Source organism: Curtobacterium sp. MCLR17_055 (assembly GCF_003234305.1).
Lineage (GTDB): Bacteria > Actinomycetota > Actinomycetes > Actinomycetales > Microbacteriaceae > Curtobacterium > Curtobacterium flaccumfaciens.
On record NZ_QKSX01000026.1, the window covers coordinates 1 to 14,461 of the forward strand.

Annotated in this window: 14 protein-coding genes; 7 read left to right on the forward strand and 7 right to left on the reverse strand. The window is 71.7% G+C overall.

What is annotated here, in order from left to right; genetic code table 11:
* Positions 1 to 288: 288 nt before the first annotated feature.
* From DEJ09_RS16995 to DEJ09_RS18260, 5 genes are all read left to right on the forward strand, one after another.
* The gene (locus DEJ09_RS16995) at positions 289 to 2,745 is read left to right on the forward strand and encodes a phosphoketolase (protein WP_111089352.1); all 2,457 of its coding nucleotides are present in this window, start codon (positions 289 to 291) and stop codon (positions 2,743 to 2,745) included.
* A gap of 401 nt (positions 2,746 to 3,146) precedes the next feature.
* Positions 3,147 to 3,362 carry a hypothetical protein gene (locus DEJ09_RS17000; RefSeq protein WP_111089353.1) on the forward strand — a complete coding sequence of 72 codons (216 nt, stop codon included), beginning with the start codon at positions 3,147 to 3,149 and terminating at the stop codon, positions 3,360 to 3,362.
* 33 nt (positions 3,363 to 3,395) lie between these two features.
* Positions 3,396 to 4,079, forward strand: a complete 684-nt coding sequence (locus DEJ09_RS17005) for a fumarylacetoacetate hydrolase family protein (RefSeq protein ID WP_111089354.1) — start codon at positions 3,396 to 3,398, stop codon at positions 4,077 to 4,079.
* Positions 4,080 to 4,232: 153 nt separating this feature from the next.
* Positions 4,233 to 5,207, forward strand: a complete 975-nt coding sequence (locus DEJ09_RS17010; RefSeq protein ID WP_181433402.1) for a sugar phosphate isomerase/epimerase — start codon at positions 4,233 to 4,235, stop codon at positions 5,205 to 5,207.
* 10 nt (positions 5,208 to 5,217) lie between these two features.
* Positions 5,218 to 5,394, forward strand: a complete 177-nt coding sequence (locus tag DEJ09_RS18260; RefSeq protein WP_181433403.1) for a hypothetical protein — start codon at positions 5,218 to 5,220, stop codon at positions 5,392 to 5,394.
* A 289-nt stretch (positions 5,395 to 5,683) separates the two neighbouring features.
* Here the strand turns inward: DEJ09_RS18260 and DEJ09_RS18265 are convergent, their stop codons facing one another.
* From DEJ09_RS18265 to DEJ09_RS17020, 3 genes are all read right to left on the reverse strand, one after another.
* Positions 5,684 to 5,839, reverse strand: a complete 156-nt coding sequence (locus DEJ09_RS18265; protein ID WP_181433404.1) for a hypothetical protein — start codon at positions 5,837 to 5,839, stop codon at positions 5,684 to 5,686.
* A gap of 158 nt (positions 5,840 to 5,997) precedes the next feature.
* Complete coding sequence (locus tag DEJ09_RS17015; RefSeq protein WP_111089356.1) at positions 5,998 to 8,532, reverse strand: ATP-dependent DNA ligase; 2,535 nt, start codon at positions 8,530 to 8,532, stop codon at positions 5,998 to 6,000.
* Positions 8,529 to 9,419: an SDR family oxidoreductase gene (locus tag DEJ09_RS17020; RefSeq protein ID WP_111089357.1), complete on the reverse strand. Its 891-nt coding sequence runs from the start codon at positions 9,417 to 9,419 to the stop codon at positions 8,529 to 8,531. Before DEJ09_RS17020 ends, DEJ09_RS17015 begins: the two co-directional genes overlap by 4 nt.
* 135 nt (positions 9,420 to 9,554) lie before the next feature.
* On the opposite strand from DEJ09_RS17020, the gene DEJ09_RS17025 reads away from it, so the two are divergent.
* On the forward strand, positions 9,555 to 10,580 hold the full coding sequence (locus tag DEJ09_RS17025) for a Ku protein (RefSeq protein WP_111089358.1): 1,026 nt from the start codon (positions 9,555 to 9,557) through the stop codon (positions 10,578 to 10,580).
* A gap of 4 nt (positions 10,581 to 10,584) precedes the next feature.
* Here DEJ09_RS17025 and DEJ09_RS17030 read toward each other — a convergent pair whose 3' ends face one another.
* On the reverse strand, positions 10,585 to 11,397 hold the full coding sequence (locus DEJ09_RS17030; protein ID WP_111089359.1) for a cupin domain-containing protein: 813 nt from the start codon (positions 11,395 to 11,397) through the stop codon (positions 10,585 to 10,587).
* Positions 11,398 to 11,539: 142 nt separating this feature from the next.
* Here DEJ09_RS17030 and DEJ09_RS17035 point away from each other — a divergent pair, with 142 nt between their 5' ends.
* Entirely contained in the window at positions 11,540 to 12,151 is a 612-nt protein-coding gene (locus DEJ09_RS17035; RefSeq protein WP_111028615.1) for an antibiotic biosynthesis monooxygenase, read from the forward strand.
* On the opposite strand, the gene DEJ09_RS17040 is transcribed toward DEJ09_RS17035, so the two are convergent.
* From DEJ09_RS17040 to DEJ09_RS17050, 3 genes are read right to left on the reverse strand one after another with little or no spacing between them, the layout of a single operon-like run.
* Positions 12,148 to 12,759 carry a TetR/AcrR family transcriptional regulator gene (locus tag DEJ09_RS17040; RefSeq protein ID WP_181433405.1) on the reverse strand — a complete coding sequence of 204 codons (612 nt, stop codon included), beginning with the start codon at positions 12,757 to 12,759 and terminating at the stop codon, positions 12,148 to 12,150. The two genes, DEJ09_RS17035 and DEJ09_RS17040, sit on opposite strands and share 4 nt — an antisense overlap.
* Entirely contained in the window at positions 12,756 to 13,466 is a 711-nt protein-coding gene (locus tag DEJ09_RS17045) for a DUF998 domain-containing protein (protein ID WP_111089361.1), read from the reverse strand. Before DEJ09_RS17045 ends, DEJ09_RS17040 begins: the two co-directional genes overlap by 4 nt.
* Before the next feature lie 19 nt (positions 13,467 to 13,485).
* Positions 13,486 to 14,430, reverse strand: coding sequence for a Ppx/GppA phosphatase family protein (locus DEJ09_RS17050; protein WP_111089362.1), 945 nt, complete (start codon positions 14,428 to 14,430; stop codon positions 13,486 to 13,488).
* Positions 14,431 to 14,461: the final 31 nt, after the last annotated feature.

The following is a 14,461-nucleotide window of genomic DNA, read 5'->3' on the forward strand; positions in this document are numbered from 1 at the left end:
GGCCTGGGCGGAGGAGATCCCGAACGCGGCACCGCCGAGGACGAGGGCGCCGGTCGTGGCGAGGGTGATGGAGGTCTTGAGGCTCTTACGCATCGTGATCAGTCCTTTGCTCTGGAGGCGCTCCGGCCGGTGGCCGAATGTGCACTGTGCACACACTGAGTACCGGCCAACTGTGACCGGAGAGCGCCCTGGGCTTTTGCCCTGTGCAAGTCATTCGGTGCCCCCGCCCGAACGGTTTGGGACGAGTTTCCTGAGGTGCCGCAACCCGGTGTTTCGTACCGTGTACCCATGGCTCCAGCACACATCTCCACCACCGACCGGCTCCGGGCGGTCGACGCCTGGTGGCGCGCCGCGAACTACCTGACGGTCGGGCAGATCTACCTGCTGGACAACCCGCTGCTCAGCCGGCCGATCGAACCCGACGACGTCAAGCCACGGCTGCTCGGCCACTGGGGCACCTCCCCCGCGCTGAACCTCGTCTACGCGCACTGCAACGCGCTGATCACGGAGACCGGGCGCGAGTTCCTGTACATCTGCGGCCCGGGGCACGGCGGTCCGGCGATGAACGCGAACGCCTGGCTGGACGGCACGTGGAACGAGCTGTACCAGGACGTCGACCTGCAGCGGTTCTTCCGCCAGTTCTCGTTCCCCGGCGGCATCCCCTCGCACGCCGCCCCGGAGACCCCCGGCTCCATCAACGAGGGCGGTGAACTCGGCTACTCGCTGTCGCACGCCTACGGTGCGGCGCTCGACAACCCGGACCTCGTCGTCGCGTGCGTGGTCGGCGACGGTGAGGCCGAGACCGGTCCGCTCGCCGGTTCGTGGCAGGCGCACACGTTCCTCGACCCGGTCTCCGACGGCGCCGTGCTGCCGATCCTCAACCTCAACGGCTGGAAGATCGCGAACCCGACCGTCCTGGCCCGCATCCCCGACGAGGACCTCACCGCGTACTTCCGCGGGCTCGGCTACGACCCGATCGTGGTCGACTCCCGCCGCGTCGACGACGACCCGTACGCGGTCCACGCCCTGTTCGACGGTGCCCTGCGACGCGCCCTCGCCGGCATCGACGACATCCAGGCCGCTGCCCGCGCCCAGGCCGCCCGTGCCGCCGCGGGGCAGCCCGCCGGCGCCGCGGACCTGCGTCCGCGCTGGCCGATGATCGTGCTGCGCACCCCGAAGGGCTGGACCGGCCCGAAGGAGGTCGACGGCGAGCAGGTCGAGGGGACCTTCCGCGCGCACCAGGTGCCGCTGCCCGCAGTGCGCGAGGACGACGGCCACCGTGCGCAGCTCGAGGAGTGGATGCGCTCGTACCGCCCCGAGGAGCTCTTCGACGAGGACGGCCACCCCGTCGGCATCATGACCACGATCCGTCCGACCGGTGACGAGCGGATGAGTGCCACCCCGCACGGCAACGGCGGTCGGCTGCGGACCGCGCTCGACCGGCCGCCGCTCGAGCCGTACGCGGTCGAGGCCGGTTCCACGGCATCGGCCACGGGCACGCTCGGCCCCTGGCTCGCCGCACTCATCGAGAAGAACGCCTCGACCTTCCGGCTGTTCGGCCCGGACGAGACGATCTCGAACAAGCTCGACGCCATCTTCGACGTGACCTCGCGCGTCTGGCGAGCCCAGCGCGCCGCAGGCGACGAGCACCTCGCCGCACGCGGACGGGTCACCGAGGTCCTGTCCGAGCACCTGCTGGAGGGGATGCTCGAGGGGTACGTGCTGTCCGGTCGACACGGGATGCTCAACACCTACGAGGCGTTCGCCCACATCATCGACTCGATGGTCGGGCAGTACGCCAAGTGGCTGGAGTCCTCGACCGACATCGACTGGCGGGTGCCGGTGTCCAACCTGTCGCTCCTGCTCTCGTCGCACGTCTGGCGACAGGACCACAACGGGTTCTCCCACCAGGACCCCGGGTTCCTCGACGTCGTCGCGTCGAAGCAGCAGGACCTCGTCCGGATCAAGCTGCCGGCCGACGCCAACACGCTGCTCGCCGTCGCCGCGCACGCGATGGAGACCACGGACCGCATCGAGGTGATCGTCGCGGGCAAGCACCCTGAGCCGGTCTTCCTGTCCCTCGACGACGCGGTCGCGCACGCGCAGGCCGGACTCGGCGTGTGGGACTTCGCCGGCACCGAGCAGGCCGTCGGGAAGGTCGACGTCGTGCTCGCCTGCGCCGGTGACGTCCCCACGGTCGAGGCGATCGCCGCCACCGACATCATCCGGAAGCACGCTCCCGGCGTCGGGGTCCGCGTGCTCAACGTCGTCGACCTGCTCGCGCTCGGCGACCCGCGCAAGCACGAGCACCCGATCCCGGACGAGCAGTACGACGCGCTCTTCCTGCCCGGCACGCCCACGGTCTTCGCGTTCCACGGGTACCCGACCCTCGTGCACCAGCTGACGTACCGCCGGAACGGGCACGACGACCTGCACGTGCACGGGTTCCTCGAGCAGGGCACGACGACCTCACCGTTCGACATGCTCATGCGCAACGAGATGGACCGCTTCGCCCTGGCCCACGACGCCCTGACGCGGGTGGATGCCGAGGCGCACGCCGACCTGCTCACGAAGCTGTCCGAGGCGCGTGACGCCGCGCGGACGTTCGCGTACACGAAGGGTGAGGACCACCCGTCCCTCGCGGGCTGGGAGTTCGCGGGCTGGCCGCAGGACGAGCCCGCCAGCGGCGGGACCGGCGGCGACCCGGGTGCGGGCGAGACCGAGGCGGCCGCGCCCGGCAACTGACGCACTCCTCCACATGCCTGGAGGCCCGGATCGCCCTCCACAGGACCGGTCACGCCCGCCGCGTGGCCGGTTCCGTGCTGTCAGGGTTCCGGCATGGACATCGGCTGGATCAGCGCGCTCGTGTCGGTCACGAGCGCGACCGTCGCGCTGGGTGCGCTCGTCGCCTCGGTGCTCGACGGGCGCGCAGGACGGCGAAATGCAGAGTTCTCGGTGCACCGCGACCTGTGGTGGCAGCGTTGGTCGTGGGTCGCCGACCGGGCGACCTCGGACGACGAAGGACAGCGCGGCCGCCGGTGTGATGTCGGCTGCGCTGGTGACCTGCAGTTGGACGACCGCGGACGACCGCTGGGTCGGCCAGGCACTCGACGACCTGACCGCAGCGACGATCGAAGGAGCGAACGATGATCTCGAAGCTGAGTGACAAGGACTTCAAGCGCTGGCTCGACGGACGTGAACTGACGACGCCCGCACTGCTGGCGGACCCGCACTACGGGCCCATGATGCGGGCGAAGGGCGCCGAGGAAGAGCTCCGTCAGGCGCGCATCGAATGGCGCGAACGCCAGGAGCGCGCCCGGGCGCGGAAGCTCAAGTACGAGGCGTCCTTCGGTGAGGGCTGAACCGATGCCCTGCGAGCCTGCCACGCTGGGACCGTGACCGAACTCGTCATCCCGGCCCCGAGCCTCCCGACCGTGCCCACGACGACGGGCGCGCGTTTCCCCGTCCGCCGGGTGTTCTGCGTCGGCCGGAACTACGCCGCGCACGCCCGCGAGATGGGCCACGACCCGGACCGCGAGCCGCCGTTCTTCTTCACCAAGCCGGCAGACGCGGTCGTGGTCGACGGGGCCGACACCCCGTACCCGCCGCTGACGCAGCAACTGGAGCACGAGGTCGAGCTCGTCGTCGCGATCGGCACCGGCGGCACGGACATCGCCGTCGCCGACGCCCTCGCACACGTCTGGGGCTACGCCGTCGGGATCGACCTCACCCGTCGCGACCTGCAGGCCGAGGCGAAACGACTCGGGCGGCCGTGGGACACGGCCAAGGGCTTCGACGCCTCGGCACCGATCGGGGCGATCACCCCGGCGGCCGAGGTCGACCCGAACAGCGGCACGATCGAGCTGACGGTGGACGGGGAACTCCGGCAGTCGGGCGACCTGGCCGACCAGATCTGGTCGGTCGCCGAGACGATCGCGGCGCTGTCACGGTCCGTGGCGCTCACGCCCGGCGACCTCGTGATGACCGGCACTCCGGACGGTGTCGGCGTGCTCGAACGCGGCGCCGTGCTCGTCGGCACGATCGCCGGCGTCGGCGAGGTCCGGACCCGGATCGCCTGAAGCACGTGTCGGCGATGTGTCGACGGGCTGGGAGCGTTCGCAGGCAGCACGGGTAAGTCTTGGGCATCGTCGCGGGTGGGGCCCGCGGCGGACACGGGGCGGCGCATCGCGACGGGGCGACGCGGACACCTCGGGACTGCCGGAGGTACCACCGTGCTGGAACACGACCTGCTCGCCACGTCCTGGACGTGGGCGGGCGACGAGAGCATCCGCGACCGCGTGCACGCCGTCGGCGCCGCCGGGTTCGCCGGCCTGTCGCTGTCCCTCGACGACCTGCACGAGGTCCGCGCGACGACGGGCTTCGCCGAACTGCGGCGCATGCTCGACGCCGCCGGCATCGTCTGGGTCCAGCTCGGACCGCTCGACCGGTGGTGGACGTGCACGAGCCGCACCCAGGACGAGGACGCCGACCGCGGGGTCGTGCTCGAGGCAGCGGCGACGCTGAGCGCCTGGCAGGTGGTGGCGCGCGCCGACACCTCGTTGCCCGGAGCCTCTCCCGCGACGATGGCCGACGACTGGGTCGTGCTCGCCGACCAGGCCGAGGCGGTCGGAGCGCAGCTCGTGCTCGAACCGGAACCGTGGTCGAACCTGCCAACGATCGAACGGGCCGCACGCTTCGTCGCCGCCGCCGGACACCCGAACGGCGGCCTGCTCATCGACGCCATGCACGCGCTCCGCGGCGGTTCCACCCTCGCGTCGATCCGGCAGGGCGTCGCACCGGGGGTCCTCGCAGCCGTCGAGCTGAGCGACGGACTGCTGCACACCCCGAGCGGGATGACCCTCGCCGAGGAGTCCCGGACGGCACGGTACCTGCCCGGTGCCGGAGCGTGGGACCTGCCCGGCTTCGTGCGGACCGTGCGCGAGCTCGGGTTCGCCGAGCCGTGGGGCGTCGAGGTCCGGACCCCCGCGCACCGGGCGATGCCCGTCCGCGATGCGCTCCGGACGGCCGTGGCCGCCACCCGTGCGGTGCTCGACGCCGCCGACGCGTTCGGCTCCCCGGCCGCCCCGGCGATGCCCTCGACGCCGGCACCGACGTCCGCGGTGGACTTCGAGCCACCGCACACCGGCCGGCACGACCCGACGCACGGAGCCCGCCGTCGGGACGCTGACACAGGGACGCCCGCGTAGGTTGCTGGGCATGACCGATCAGGCAGCACACGACGACGACCTGCTCCGCCGTTCCCAGGAGTCCATCGACGAGGCCAAGGCCGCCGCGGCCGAGGTGGTCGAGCCGGAAGAGGACGAGCTCATCGAGGAAGACGCGCCCGTGGCCGACCACGCGGTGCCCTCCGACGGCCCTGCACCCGCGGCCTGACCCCGTCCTGATCCGACAGGATCCCCCCGGACAGACGAGATCGCCGGGCGACCATCGAGGTCGCCCGGCGATTCTTCTTGCCGCTCGTGTGACGATCCCGTCACTCGGCACGTCTCACCAGTGGAGCCACCGGTCGCGCTTCGGCGAGCCTGGTGCGGGGCCTCGTGGTCGGTCTCCCTGAACCGACTGGTCACGTGCCCCGGCGACGGTCCGTGCGCTCCCTGATCCAGCGTGCGGGCCGTCGGGTCTGTCCCGCCCGCCGGGCGGTCAGCCGCTCAGACCGCCCCGGTCAGTCGTCGTCCTCGTCAGCGAGGAAGTCCGCGTACCGGACCTCGGTCTCCGTGGCGCCGCTGCCCGGTTCGACGTTCCGCTGCGACAGGTCGTCCCCCGTGATCGCGACGCGTTCTGCGGCCGTGTAGGGCGGCAGGTACTTGCTCGAGTTCATCTTCGAAGCCCCCTTCGTCCCGGCGAACGTAACAGCCGATGGCCGATCGTGGCCAGCGGTGCCGATACTGTCCCCCGCGCAGCCTCGGTACGGGGGACGGATGTTCGCCAGCGGCGCACCCCATGCGCACGCATGTGGAGCCGAGGCCGGAGCGCGGGTCAGGTCTCCCGCACGACGTCGTCCGGGTCCTTGTCCACGCGCCACCCGCGCCACGACGGCTGCCGGAGCCGTCCGTCGCCGGTCCACTCGGCGAACTCGACCTCACCGACGCGCTTCGGCGTGACCCAGTGCGCATCCCGCGCGTCGGGTCGTGGGACGTCGACGAACGGCGGGGTCTTCCGTTCCAGCGGTGCGAGGACACCGGCGATCTCGTCGAGGTCACGGTCACGGAACCCGGTGCCGACCTTGCCGACGTACTCCAGCCCGTCGGGGCCGGGCACCCCGAGCAACAGCGACCCGATCCCGCCGGCACGCCGACCGCTGCCCGGTTTCCACCCGCCGACGACGACTTCCTGCGTGGCGTGGTGCTTGAGCTTCAGCCAGGCCTCGGACCGCCGACCCTCGGCGTACTTCGACGACCGCTTCTTCGCGACCACGCCCTCGAGGCCCTGCTCGCGCGATGCGGCCAACACCGCGTCGAGGTCGCCCTGCACCGCCGGCGGCACGTCGATCGCGCCGCCCGGCTCCACGACCGTCTCGAGTGCCTGCCGCCGGGCGTCGTAGCCGAGCCGCGTGAGCTCGTGCCCGTCCGCCTCGAGCACGTCGAACAGCAGGAACCGCACGGGCGTCGTCTCCTGCGCGCTCCGGACCTCGCGCGCCTTCGTCAGGCCCATGCGGTTCTGGAGCAGCTGGAACGATGGTCGGCCACGATCGTCGACGGCCACGATCTCACCGTCGAACACGCCGTCCACGCCGGCCCGCTCGCCCAGTTCCTGCAGCTCGGGGTACTGGGCCGTCAGGTCGTTGTCGTTGCGACTGCGCAGGGTCACCGACCCGTCACGGACCGTGGCCAGCGCGCGCACCCCGTCCCACTTCATCTCGAAGGCCCAGTCGGCCGGGTCCAGCCGGGGCTCCCCCTTGGCCAGGGTCGCCTGCATCGTCCGGCGCTCCGACGGCGGGGTCTCAGCGTCCGCGGCCCCGCTGATCCGTCGCTGCCCGGTGCGCTGCGCATCGCCGTGCCCGTCCGACGGCCGGTCCGACCGTCGCGCCGCCGTCGGCCCGGCAGAGCCGCTGCCGTCCGCCAGCCGTTCGGGTTGCTCCTTCGTGCGGTGGATGAGCCAGTTCTTCTCGTCCCCGCCGGCACGGCCGCGGGTGTGCAACAGCGCGAGACGGCGAGCGCCGCCGGCCCGACCGTGCAGGGTGACGATGACCTCCTGCCCCTCGCGCCACTTCTCGAGCTCGTAGGTGCCGTCGTCCCAGATCGTGACCGTGCCGCCGCCGTACTCGTCCTTCGGGATCGTGCCCTCGAACGACCCGTACTCGAGCGGGTGGTCCTCGGTCTGCACGGCCAGGTGGTTCTTGCCCGGGTCGGTCGGCTCGCCCTTCGGCAGGGCCCAGCTCACCAGCACCCCGTCGTGCTCGAGCCGGAAGTCGTAGTGGTCGCGGGTGGCGTGGTGCTCCTGGATGACGAAGGTCGGTGTGCCGTCCTTCCGCACGGTGGGCGCTCCCTCGGGCACGGGCTCCGGCGTCTTCGAGGCGTCCCGCTTCGCCCGGTAGGCGGCGAGCCGGTCACGTGCGGGCTGCTCGGCGTCGTTCGCGCGCTCGGTCCGGTCGCTGTCCCAGTGACCGTGGTCGTCGCGCCCGACGGCCAGCGAGGCGGAGGCGACCGGGTGCAGGAAGTCCCCACGGGCCTCCAGGCGTTCGAGGACCTCGTCCAACGTGAGCTGCGCGAGCCCGCGTTCCTCGAGTTCCTTCCAGGTGCGGGGCGCCGCGACCGTCGGCCGCTCGCGGCCGCGCAGCGAGTACGGGGCGATGGTCGTCTTGTTGCCGTTGTTCTGCGACCAGTCGACGAAGACCTTGCCCTTCCGCTCGGCACGGCTCATCGACGACAGCACCAGGTCCGGCAGGTCCGTCTCGAGGGCCTTGGCCAGCTCGTGGGCGACGTCGGAGACCTGCGCCGTCGTCGCCTTGCCGTCGAGGGCCGCGTACAGGTGGATGCCCTTGGAGCCGGACGTCACCGGGTACGGGTCGAGCCCCATGCCGTGCAGGATCTCGCGCGCGGCCACGGCGACCTCGACGCACTCGGGCAGCCCCACGCCCTCGCCCGGGTCGAGGTCGAGGACGAGCCGGTCCGGGTTCTGCTGCGCGCCGCGTGGGCCGAACCGCCACTGCGGGACGTGCAGTTCGAGCGCGGCCTGCTGCGCCATCCACACCAGGGTCGGCAGGTCGTCGACGATCGGGTACTCGTTGTCGTGCTCCGAGTGGTGGATGGTGTGGTGCCGCACCCAGTCGGGGGCCGAGTCGGGCAGGTTCTTCTCGAAGAAGACCTTGCCCTCGACACCGTTGGCCCAGCGCTTCCGGGTCACCGGGCGGTCCTTGACGTGCGGGATCATCCACGGCGCGACCCGCTCGTAGTACTCGATCACCCGACCCTTCGTGGTGCCGGTCTCGGGGTAGAGCACCTTGTCGGTGTTCGTGAGCGCGAGCCGACGGTCCCCGACCAGGACGACGGTCTTGCGCGAGGCGGGACTCACAGCGCCACCCCGGTCGCTCCCGCCACCGTCAGGGTCGTGCCGGACGTGTACGACGACTCGGGCCCGGCCAGGTAGACGTAGGCGCTGCCGAGCTCGACGGGTTGGGCGGGACGACCGAACGGGGTGTCCTGGCCGTACGCCGCGATCTCGTCGCCCGGGTAGCTGATCGGCTGCAGGGGCGTCCACACCGGCCCGGGCACCACCGTGTTGGCCCGGATGCCCTTGCTGGCGAGCTGCCGCGCGAGCCCGTTCGTGTAGGTGATGATCCCGGCCTTCGTCGCGGCGTAGTCGATCATGCGGTCCTGCGGCTGGTACGCGGACACCGAGCTGGTCGTGACGATCGAGCTGCCCGGCGCCATGTGCGGGACGGCAGCGCGGACGAGCCAGAACAGCGAGTACAGGTTGACCTTCATCGTGCGGTCGAAGTCCTCGGTGCTCTGCACGGTGACGTCCTCGTGCACCTGCTGGTGGCCCGCGACCAGCACGAGCGCGTCCAGGCCACCGAGCTCGCTGACGGCGTCCTGCACCAGGACGTCGCAGAATGCCTCGTCCGTCAGGTCGCCGGGCAGCAGCACGGCCTTGCGCCCGAGGTCACCGATGACGTCGCGGACCTGTTCGAGGTCCTCGCGTTCCTCGGGCAGGGCGTTCAGGGCGACGTCGGCCCCTTCCTTCGCCATCGCGATCGCCGCAGCGCGCCCGATGCCGGAGTCCGCGCCCGTGACGAGCACCCGGTACCCGCGCATCCGCCCGGTGCCCAGGTAGCTCGTCTCGCCGTGGTCCGGGGCGGGGTCCATCGCACTCGCCAGCCCGGACCCCTGCTGGGTCTGCGCGGGGAACGGCGGACGGGGGAACTGGTCGCGCGGGTCCTGCTTGTCGAGCTGGCTCATGGGCCCATCGTGCTCGCGCCGGCCTCGCGGCGGTCCAGCGAACCGGACATCCGTGGAACGATCCCCCGGACGGCGGACCTGTGGAGGAACCGTCGGCTCCGGGCACGCACGCGTGCGGGCGGGCATCATGTGCGCATGAGGTCGATCTGGAAGGGCTCCATCGCGTTCGGGCTCGTCAACGTGCCCATCAAGGTCTACGCGGCCACCGAGACGCACGACGTGTCCCTGCACCAGGTCCACGACGACGACAAGGGCCGCATCCGGTACAAGCGGGTGTGCGAGTTCGGCCACGAGGTCGAGTACGCGGACATCCAACGCGCCTACGACGACGGCGACAAGACCGTGGTGCTCACCGCGGACGACTTCAAGCAGCTCCCCGAGGAGCAGTCGCACGAGGTCGAGGTGCTCGAGTTCGTCCCCGTCGAGCAGGTCGACCCGATGATGTTCGAGAAGACCTACTACCTGGAGCCCGACTCGCGCTCGCCGAAGGCGTACGTGCTGCTGCGCGAGACCCTGGCGAAGACCGACCGCCTGGCGATCGTGCAGTTCACCCTGCGGCAGAAGACCCGGCTCGGGGTGCTCCGGGTGCACGACGAGGTCATCCTGCTGCAGGGGCTGCTCTGGGGCGACGAGGTCCGCGCCGCGGACTTCAAGACGCTCGACACGACGGTGAAGGTCAGCGCCAACGAGCTGAAGATGTCGTCCTCGCTCGTCGAGAGCATGTCCACCGACTTCGACCCCGACCGCTACACCGACTCCTACCAGGAGGAACTGCAGCAGCTGATCGACGCCAAGCTCGAGGCGGGCGACGACATCGACACCGAGAAGACCTTCGGCGCGCAGGACGACGAGGACGACGACGACGAGGGCGGTGACGTGCTCGACCTGATGGCCGCCCTGCGTGCGTCCGTCGACAAGAAGCGGACAGGAGGCTCGGGGTCGCGTTCGTCGTCGACGTCACGGTCGTCGTCCGGTTCCGGCTCGGGCACGTCCGGCTCCGGCACGTCCGGCTCCGGCAGGAAGGCGCCGGCGAAGAAGGCGCCCGCGAAGAAGGCTGCCGAGAGCACGGCCGAGAAGGCCCCCGCGAAGTCGGCGCCGAAGAAGGCACCGGCGAAGAAGGCCCCGGCCAAGAAGCCCGCCGCCAAGAAGCAGGCGAGCTGACGGCTCAGGCCGCGGTCGACCCGCCGCGCGCCAGGCGCTCGAGCGTGGTGAACACCCCGGCGTACTGCTGGCGGAGCGCCGCCCACCCGGCGCCGGTGTCGATCGACTCCGGGTCCTCGACGGGCACCGCGTACCCGTACTGCGCCCGCGGGACCGGGTCACCCGGCAACCGGAGCTCCTGGGTGAACGCGCCGCTCGCCGCCTCGAAGGTCAGGGTGTGCGATGCGATGTTCCGGCCCCAGTCCGCGGACGGCCACGACATGAACGCGACGTGCCGCATCCCCTCGGCGGGGTCCGTCGCCGAGACGTAGCAGCCGTGGTGGTCCTCCCCCGGGGACAGGATCGTGTACGTGCCGTTGTCCCGGTAGACGAGCAGGGCCTCGGCGAAGGGCTTCGGTGCGTACATCGCGGTGTAGCGCAGGGCGTGCACGAACTGCGGCCGGCCCAGCGGGACCGTCACGAGCGCGCTGCGGGCCGGCCCCTCGCTCGGTGGCGCCTCGCCCGGGGTCGACGCCGCTGCACCTGCCGGCAGGTGGGCGACGTAGAGCAGCTCGGCGTCCTCCGTGCCGGTGCTGCGGCCGTCGTGCACGATGCGCGGCTCCTCGACCAGGGCCCGCCCCGGCCCGACGACCCGAGTCGCCTCTTCGGTGACGTGCGTCAGCGCACCGCGCACCACGAGACCCGTCTGGCGTGCGTCGTGCTGGTGCCAGCCGGTCGACGCACCCACCGGGAGCGTCAGCCGCCGCACCTCGTACGTGCCGCCGTCGGGCCCGTCGACGGTGGCGATGAGGGTGGTGGTGGGCTCGGGGTGGGGCATCGGGGTCCTCTCGGTGGTGCGTTCGCCAGATGATCGTCTTGCACCCGCCTGGGACGGTGGTCGAAGGACGACGCGGATCCGTTCAGCCGGCGCGCGAGGCACGTGTCACGAGCCGGAAACACGGGTCCGCGACACTGGTCGGATGACTCCACAAGAGCCTGGGAGCCTGCAGTCGTCATCCGAGACCGCAGGCCCGCCCGTCACCGTCTCCGTCACCCGCCTGGTCGAACCCGATCGCATCCCCGAGGTCACCCGCTGGGTGCAGTCCGGGGTGAACCTGGCGAACCGCTACCCCGGCTTCCTCGGCTCGGGGTGGGTGCGTTCCACCGCGCAGTCCCGCGAGTGGCACATGCTCTACCGGTTCGCCGACCACGACTCCCTGGCGACGTGGGAGAACTCCGACGACCGGCTGCGCTGGCTCGACCTCGGCCGTGACCTGGTGGTGGAGTCCCGCGTCGAGAAGCGCACCGGCATCGAGGGGTGGTTCGACGTCCCGCAGGACGCCCCGGCCTCGAGCGCTCCCCCGCGGTGGAAACAGTCCGTGAGCATCTGGCTCGGCTTCTTCCCGGTGAACCTCGCGTTCACGTACCTGATGGCCTGGCTCGTCCCCGCGTTCGCGCACGTCGCGATCCTGCCCCGGGTGCTCATCACGACCGTCGTGCTCACGCCGATCATGACGTTCTGGGTGCTGCCGTTCGTGACGAAGCTGATCCGTCCGTGGCTGCTCGCACCGCCGAGGTCCGAGCGGGCCTAGCCGACGGCCCCGAGCGGCACGGGCCCGTCGTGGCCGAGGGCGTCCCATCCGATCTGCAGCATGTGCGGCCGGGCCTCCGCCGCGGAAGCCTCGGTCTCGTACGTCAGCGCGAGCATCACGATCGCACCGAACGCCCCGGAGACCCGTGCCCGCCGGCCGAGCGGGGTGGCCGTGGCGTCCGCCATGTCGATGCCGAACACGTCGAGGAGCGTCGCTGCGACCGGTTCGAGCCGGACGCCGACGTCGTCCCCGCGTCGCAGGGTGAACGCCGCGAGCGCGAGCTCAGCCCACCCCGGCCGGACGAGGGCGAGGTCGGCGATGCCTGCGAGCGCCGCGGCGTCGCGGGTCTCCCCCACGGGGGCGGCGGTGGCAGCTGCCCGGATCGCCTCGGTCTGCGCGGTGCACTGCGCGAGCGCGGCTTCGACGAGCAGCTCCTTGCTCGTGAACCGGGCGAGGATGCCCGCCTTCGAGTAGCCGGCCTGGTCGGCGACGGCCTGCACGGCGGTGTCCTTGATGCCGCGTCGGGCGATGAGTCCGGCGGTGATGTCCAGGACGCCCCCGTTGATCTCCTCGGCGGAGGGCCGAGCACGGCGCGCAGGGCGGGTCACGCGCCGACCGCCGAAGCCCGCGCCGTCCGCAGGCGCCGCGACCCTGCGACCAGCAGGGCGATCCCGGTCAGGAGCTCCCACGCGACGATCGTGTACACGGACGCACGCTCCCACACGCCGTCGGGGAGCACCTCGATCACCGTCGACGACGAGTCCACGACGAGCATCACGAGGGAGACGAGGCCGACGATCCCGAGCACGACGCTCGCGATCCGGTAGGCCGCCGGTGCCCGCAGCGCCCCGGACCCGATGCCGGCAGTGATGGCCACGAGGTTGCCGGTCGTGATCGCTGCCGCGGCGCCGAGCACGTGGAACACGATGGTGCCGCCGTCGGTGCTCGTCTGGCTGCCGTGGAACGAGCCGACCAGGACCATCCCGACCAGGTGGACCACGGCGAGGACCGCGGTCGCCACCCGGGCACGGCGGGACGCGGCGCGGAACACCACGGCGGCGAGCACCGCTGCGATCCCGAACAGGACGCCCTGCCCGATGAACGTCGTGTTCATGAGCACGTGCAGCGGTGAGTCGATCGACCGCCCCTGGAACGTGCCGACGTCGGGGACCCCGAGGTCGGAGATGTAGTTCGTCGCGTAGCTGTAGCCGGGGAACGCCAACGCCGAGACGGCTTCGCCGACGAGCCATCCGACTCCCGCGACCGTCCAGAGTGCGCCGGGGACGAGCGCGCGGGGAGTGTCCGATCTGGTCATGTACTGACCATAACGGTCACTACTGGGAATTGCCCAGCACCGACAGCTGGTCGAGCCGCTCGAGGATCACGCCCTCGCGGAGCGCCCACGGGCAGATCTCCAGCGCCGGCAGGTCGAAGATGTCCAGGCACGCCTCGGCGACGAGCGCGCCCGGCACGACCTGGTGCGCCCGGCTCGGTGAGACGCCGGGCAGCGCCGCGAGCTCCTCGACCGACATCGTCAGCAGCTCCGGCAGACGCTGCCGCAGCACCGCGCCGTCGAGCGCGCGCGGCACCAGGGGCCCGGCGGCCGACGGGGCGGCACCGCAGATGCGGGCGATCGACCGGAACGTCTTCGATGTCGCCACGGCCCGGTCCGAACGCCCCGAACGGAGCAGCCGTCCGGCGTCCCGGGCGATCTCCACACGGATCTCGTGCCGGATGCGGCGGACGTCGTCCTCCGTCGGGGTACCGGCGGCGAAGTAGGAGCGCGCCAGGCGTGCGGCGCCGATCGGCATCGACCACGCGACGTCGGGTGCCTCATCGGCACCACCAGCGATCTCGAGCGAGCCACCGCCGATGTCGAAGACCGCCAGGCGACCGGCGGACCAGCCGAACCAGCGGCGCACGGCCAGGAACGTCAGCCGGGCCTCGTCGGAGCCGGACAGGACTGCCAGTTCGACCCCGGTGGAGGCCTCGACGTGGGCGAGCACGGCCTCGGAGTTGCCGGCGTCGCGCACCGCCGAGGTGGCGAACGCGAGCATGTCCTCGCAACCGCGCTCCTCGGCGACGCGGACGGCGTCGGCGACGAAGGTGGTCAGGGCATCGATCCCCTGCTGGGTCACCGCGCCCGAGTCGTCCAGGTGCTCGGCCAGCCGCAGCGGCTGCTTGAACGAGGACGCCGGCAGCGGCGCGGCGCCGCCGTGGGCGTCCACCACGAGCAGGTGGCCGGTGTTGGACCCGATGTCGAGGACTCCCACGCGCATGGGGACAACGCTAACGGCCTGGAGGCCCGCC

What these genes read in the sequence shown, in the direction of transcription:
- DEJ09_RS17020 (WP_111089357.1), bottom strand. Translation starts at nt 9,419, where the DNA reads ATGAGCCAGCTCGACAAGCAGGACCCGCGCGACCAGTTCCCCCGTCCG.
- DEJ09_RS17045 (WP_111089361.1), bottom strand. Translation starts at nt 13,466, where the DNA reads ATGACCAGATCGGACACTCCCCGCGCGCTCGTCCCCGGCGCACTCTGG.
- DEJ09_RS17050 (WP_111089362.1), bottom strand. Translation starts at nt 14,430, where the DNA reads ATGCGCGTGGGAGTCCTCGACATCGGGTCCAACACCGGCCACCTGCTC.
- DEJ09_RS18265 (WP_181433404.1), bottom strand. Translation starts at nt 5,839, where the DNA reads ATGAACTCGAGCAAGTACCTGCCGCCCTACACGGCCGCAGAACGCGTC.
- DEJ09_RS18260 (WP_181433403.1), top strand. Translation starts at nt 5,218, where the DNA reads ATGACCGATCAGGCAGCACACGACGACGACCTGCTCCGCCGTTCCCAG.
- DEJ09_RS17030 (WP_111089359.1), bottom strand. Translation starts at nt 11,397, where the DNA reads ATGCCCCACCCCGAGCCCACCACCACCCTCATCGCCACCGTCGACGGG.
- DEJ09_RS17000 (WP_111089353.1), top strand. Translation starts at nt 3,147, where the DNA reads ATGATCTCGAAGCTGAGTGACAAGGACTTCAAGCGCTGGCTCGACGGA.
- DEJ09_RS16995 (WP_111089352.1), top strand. Translation starts at nt 289, where the DNA reads ATGGCTCCAGCACACATCTCCACCACCGACCGGCTCCGGGCGGTCGAC.
- DEJ09_RS17035 (WP_111028615.1), top strand. Translation starts at nt 11,540, where the DNA reads ATGACTCCACAAGAGCCTGGGAGCCTGCAGTCGTCATCCGAGACCGCA.
- DEJ09_RS17025 (WP_111089358.1), top strand. Translation starts at nt 9,555, where the DNA reads ATGAGGTCGATCTGGAAGGGCTCCATCGCGTTCGGGCTCGTCAACGTG.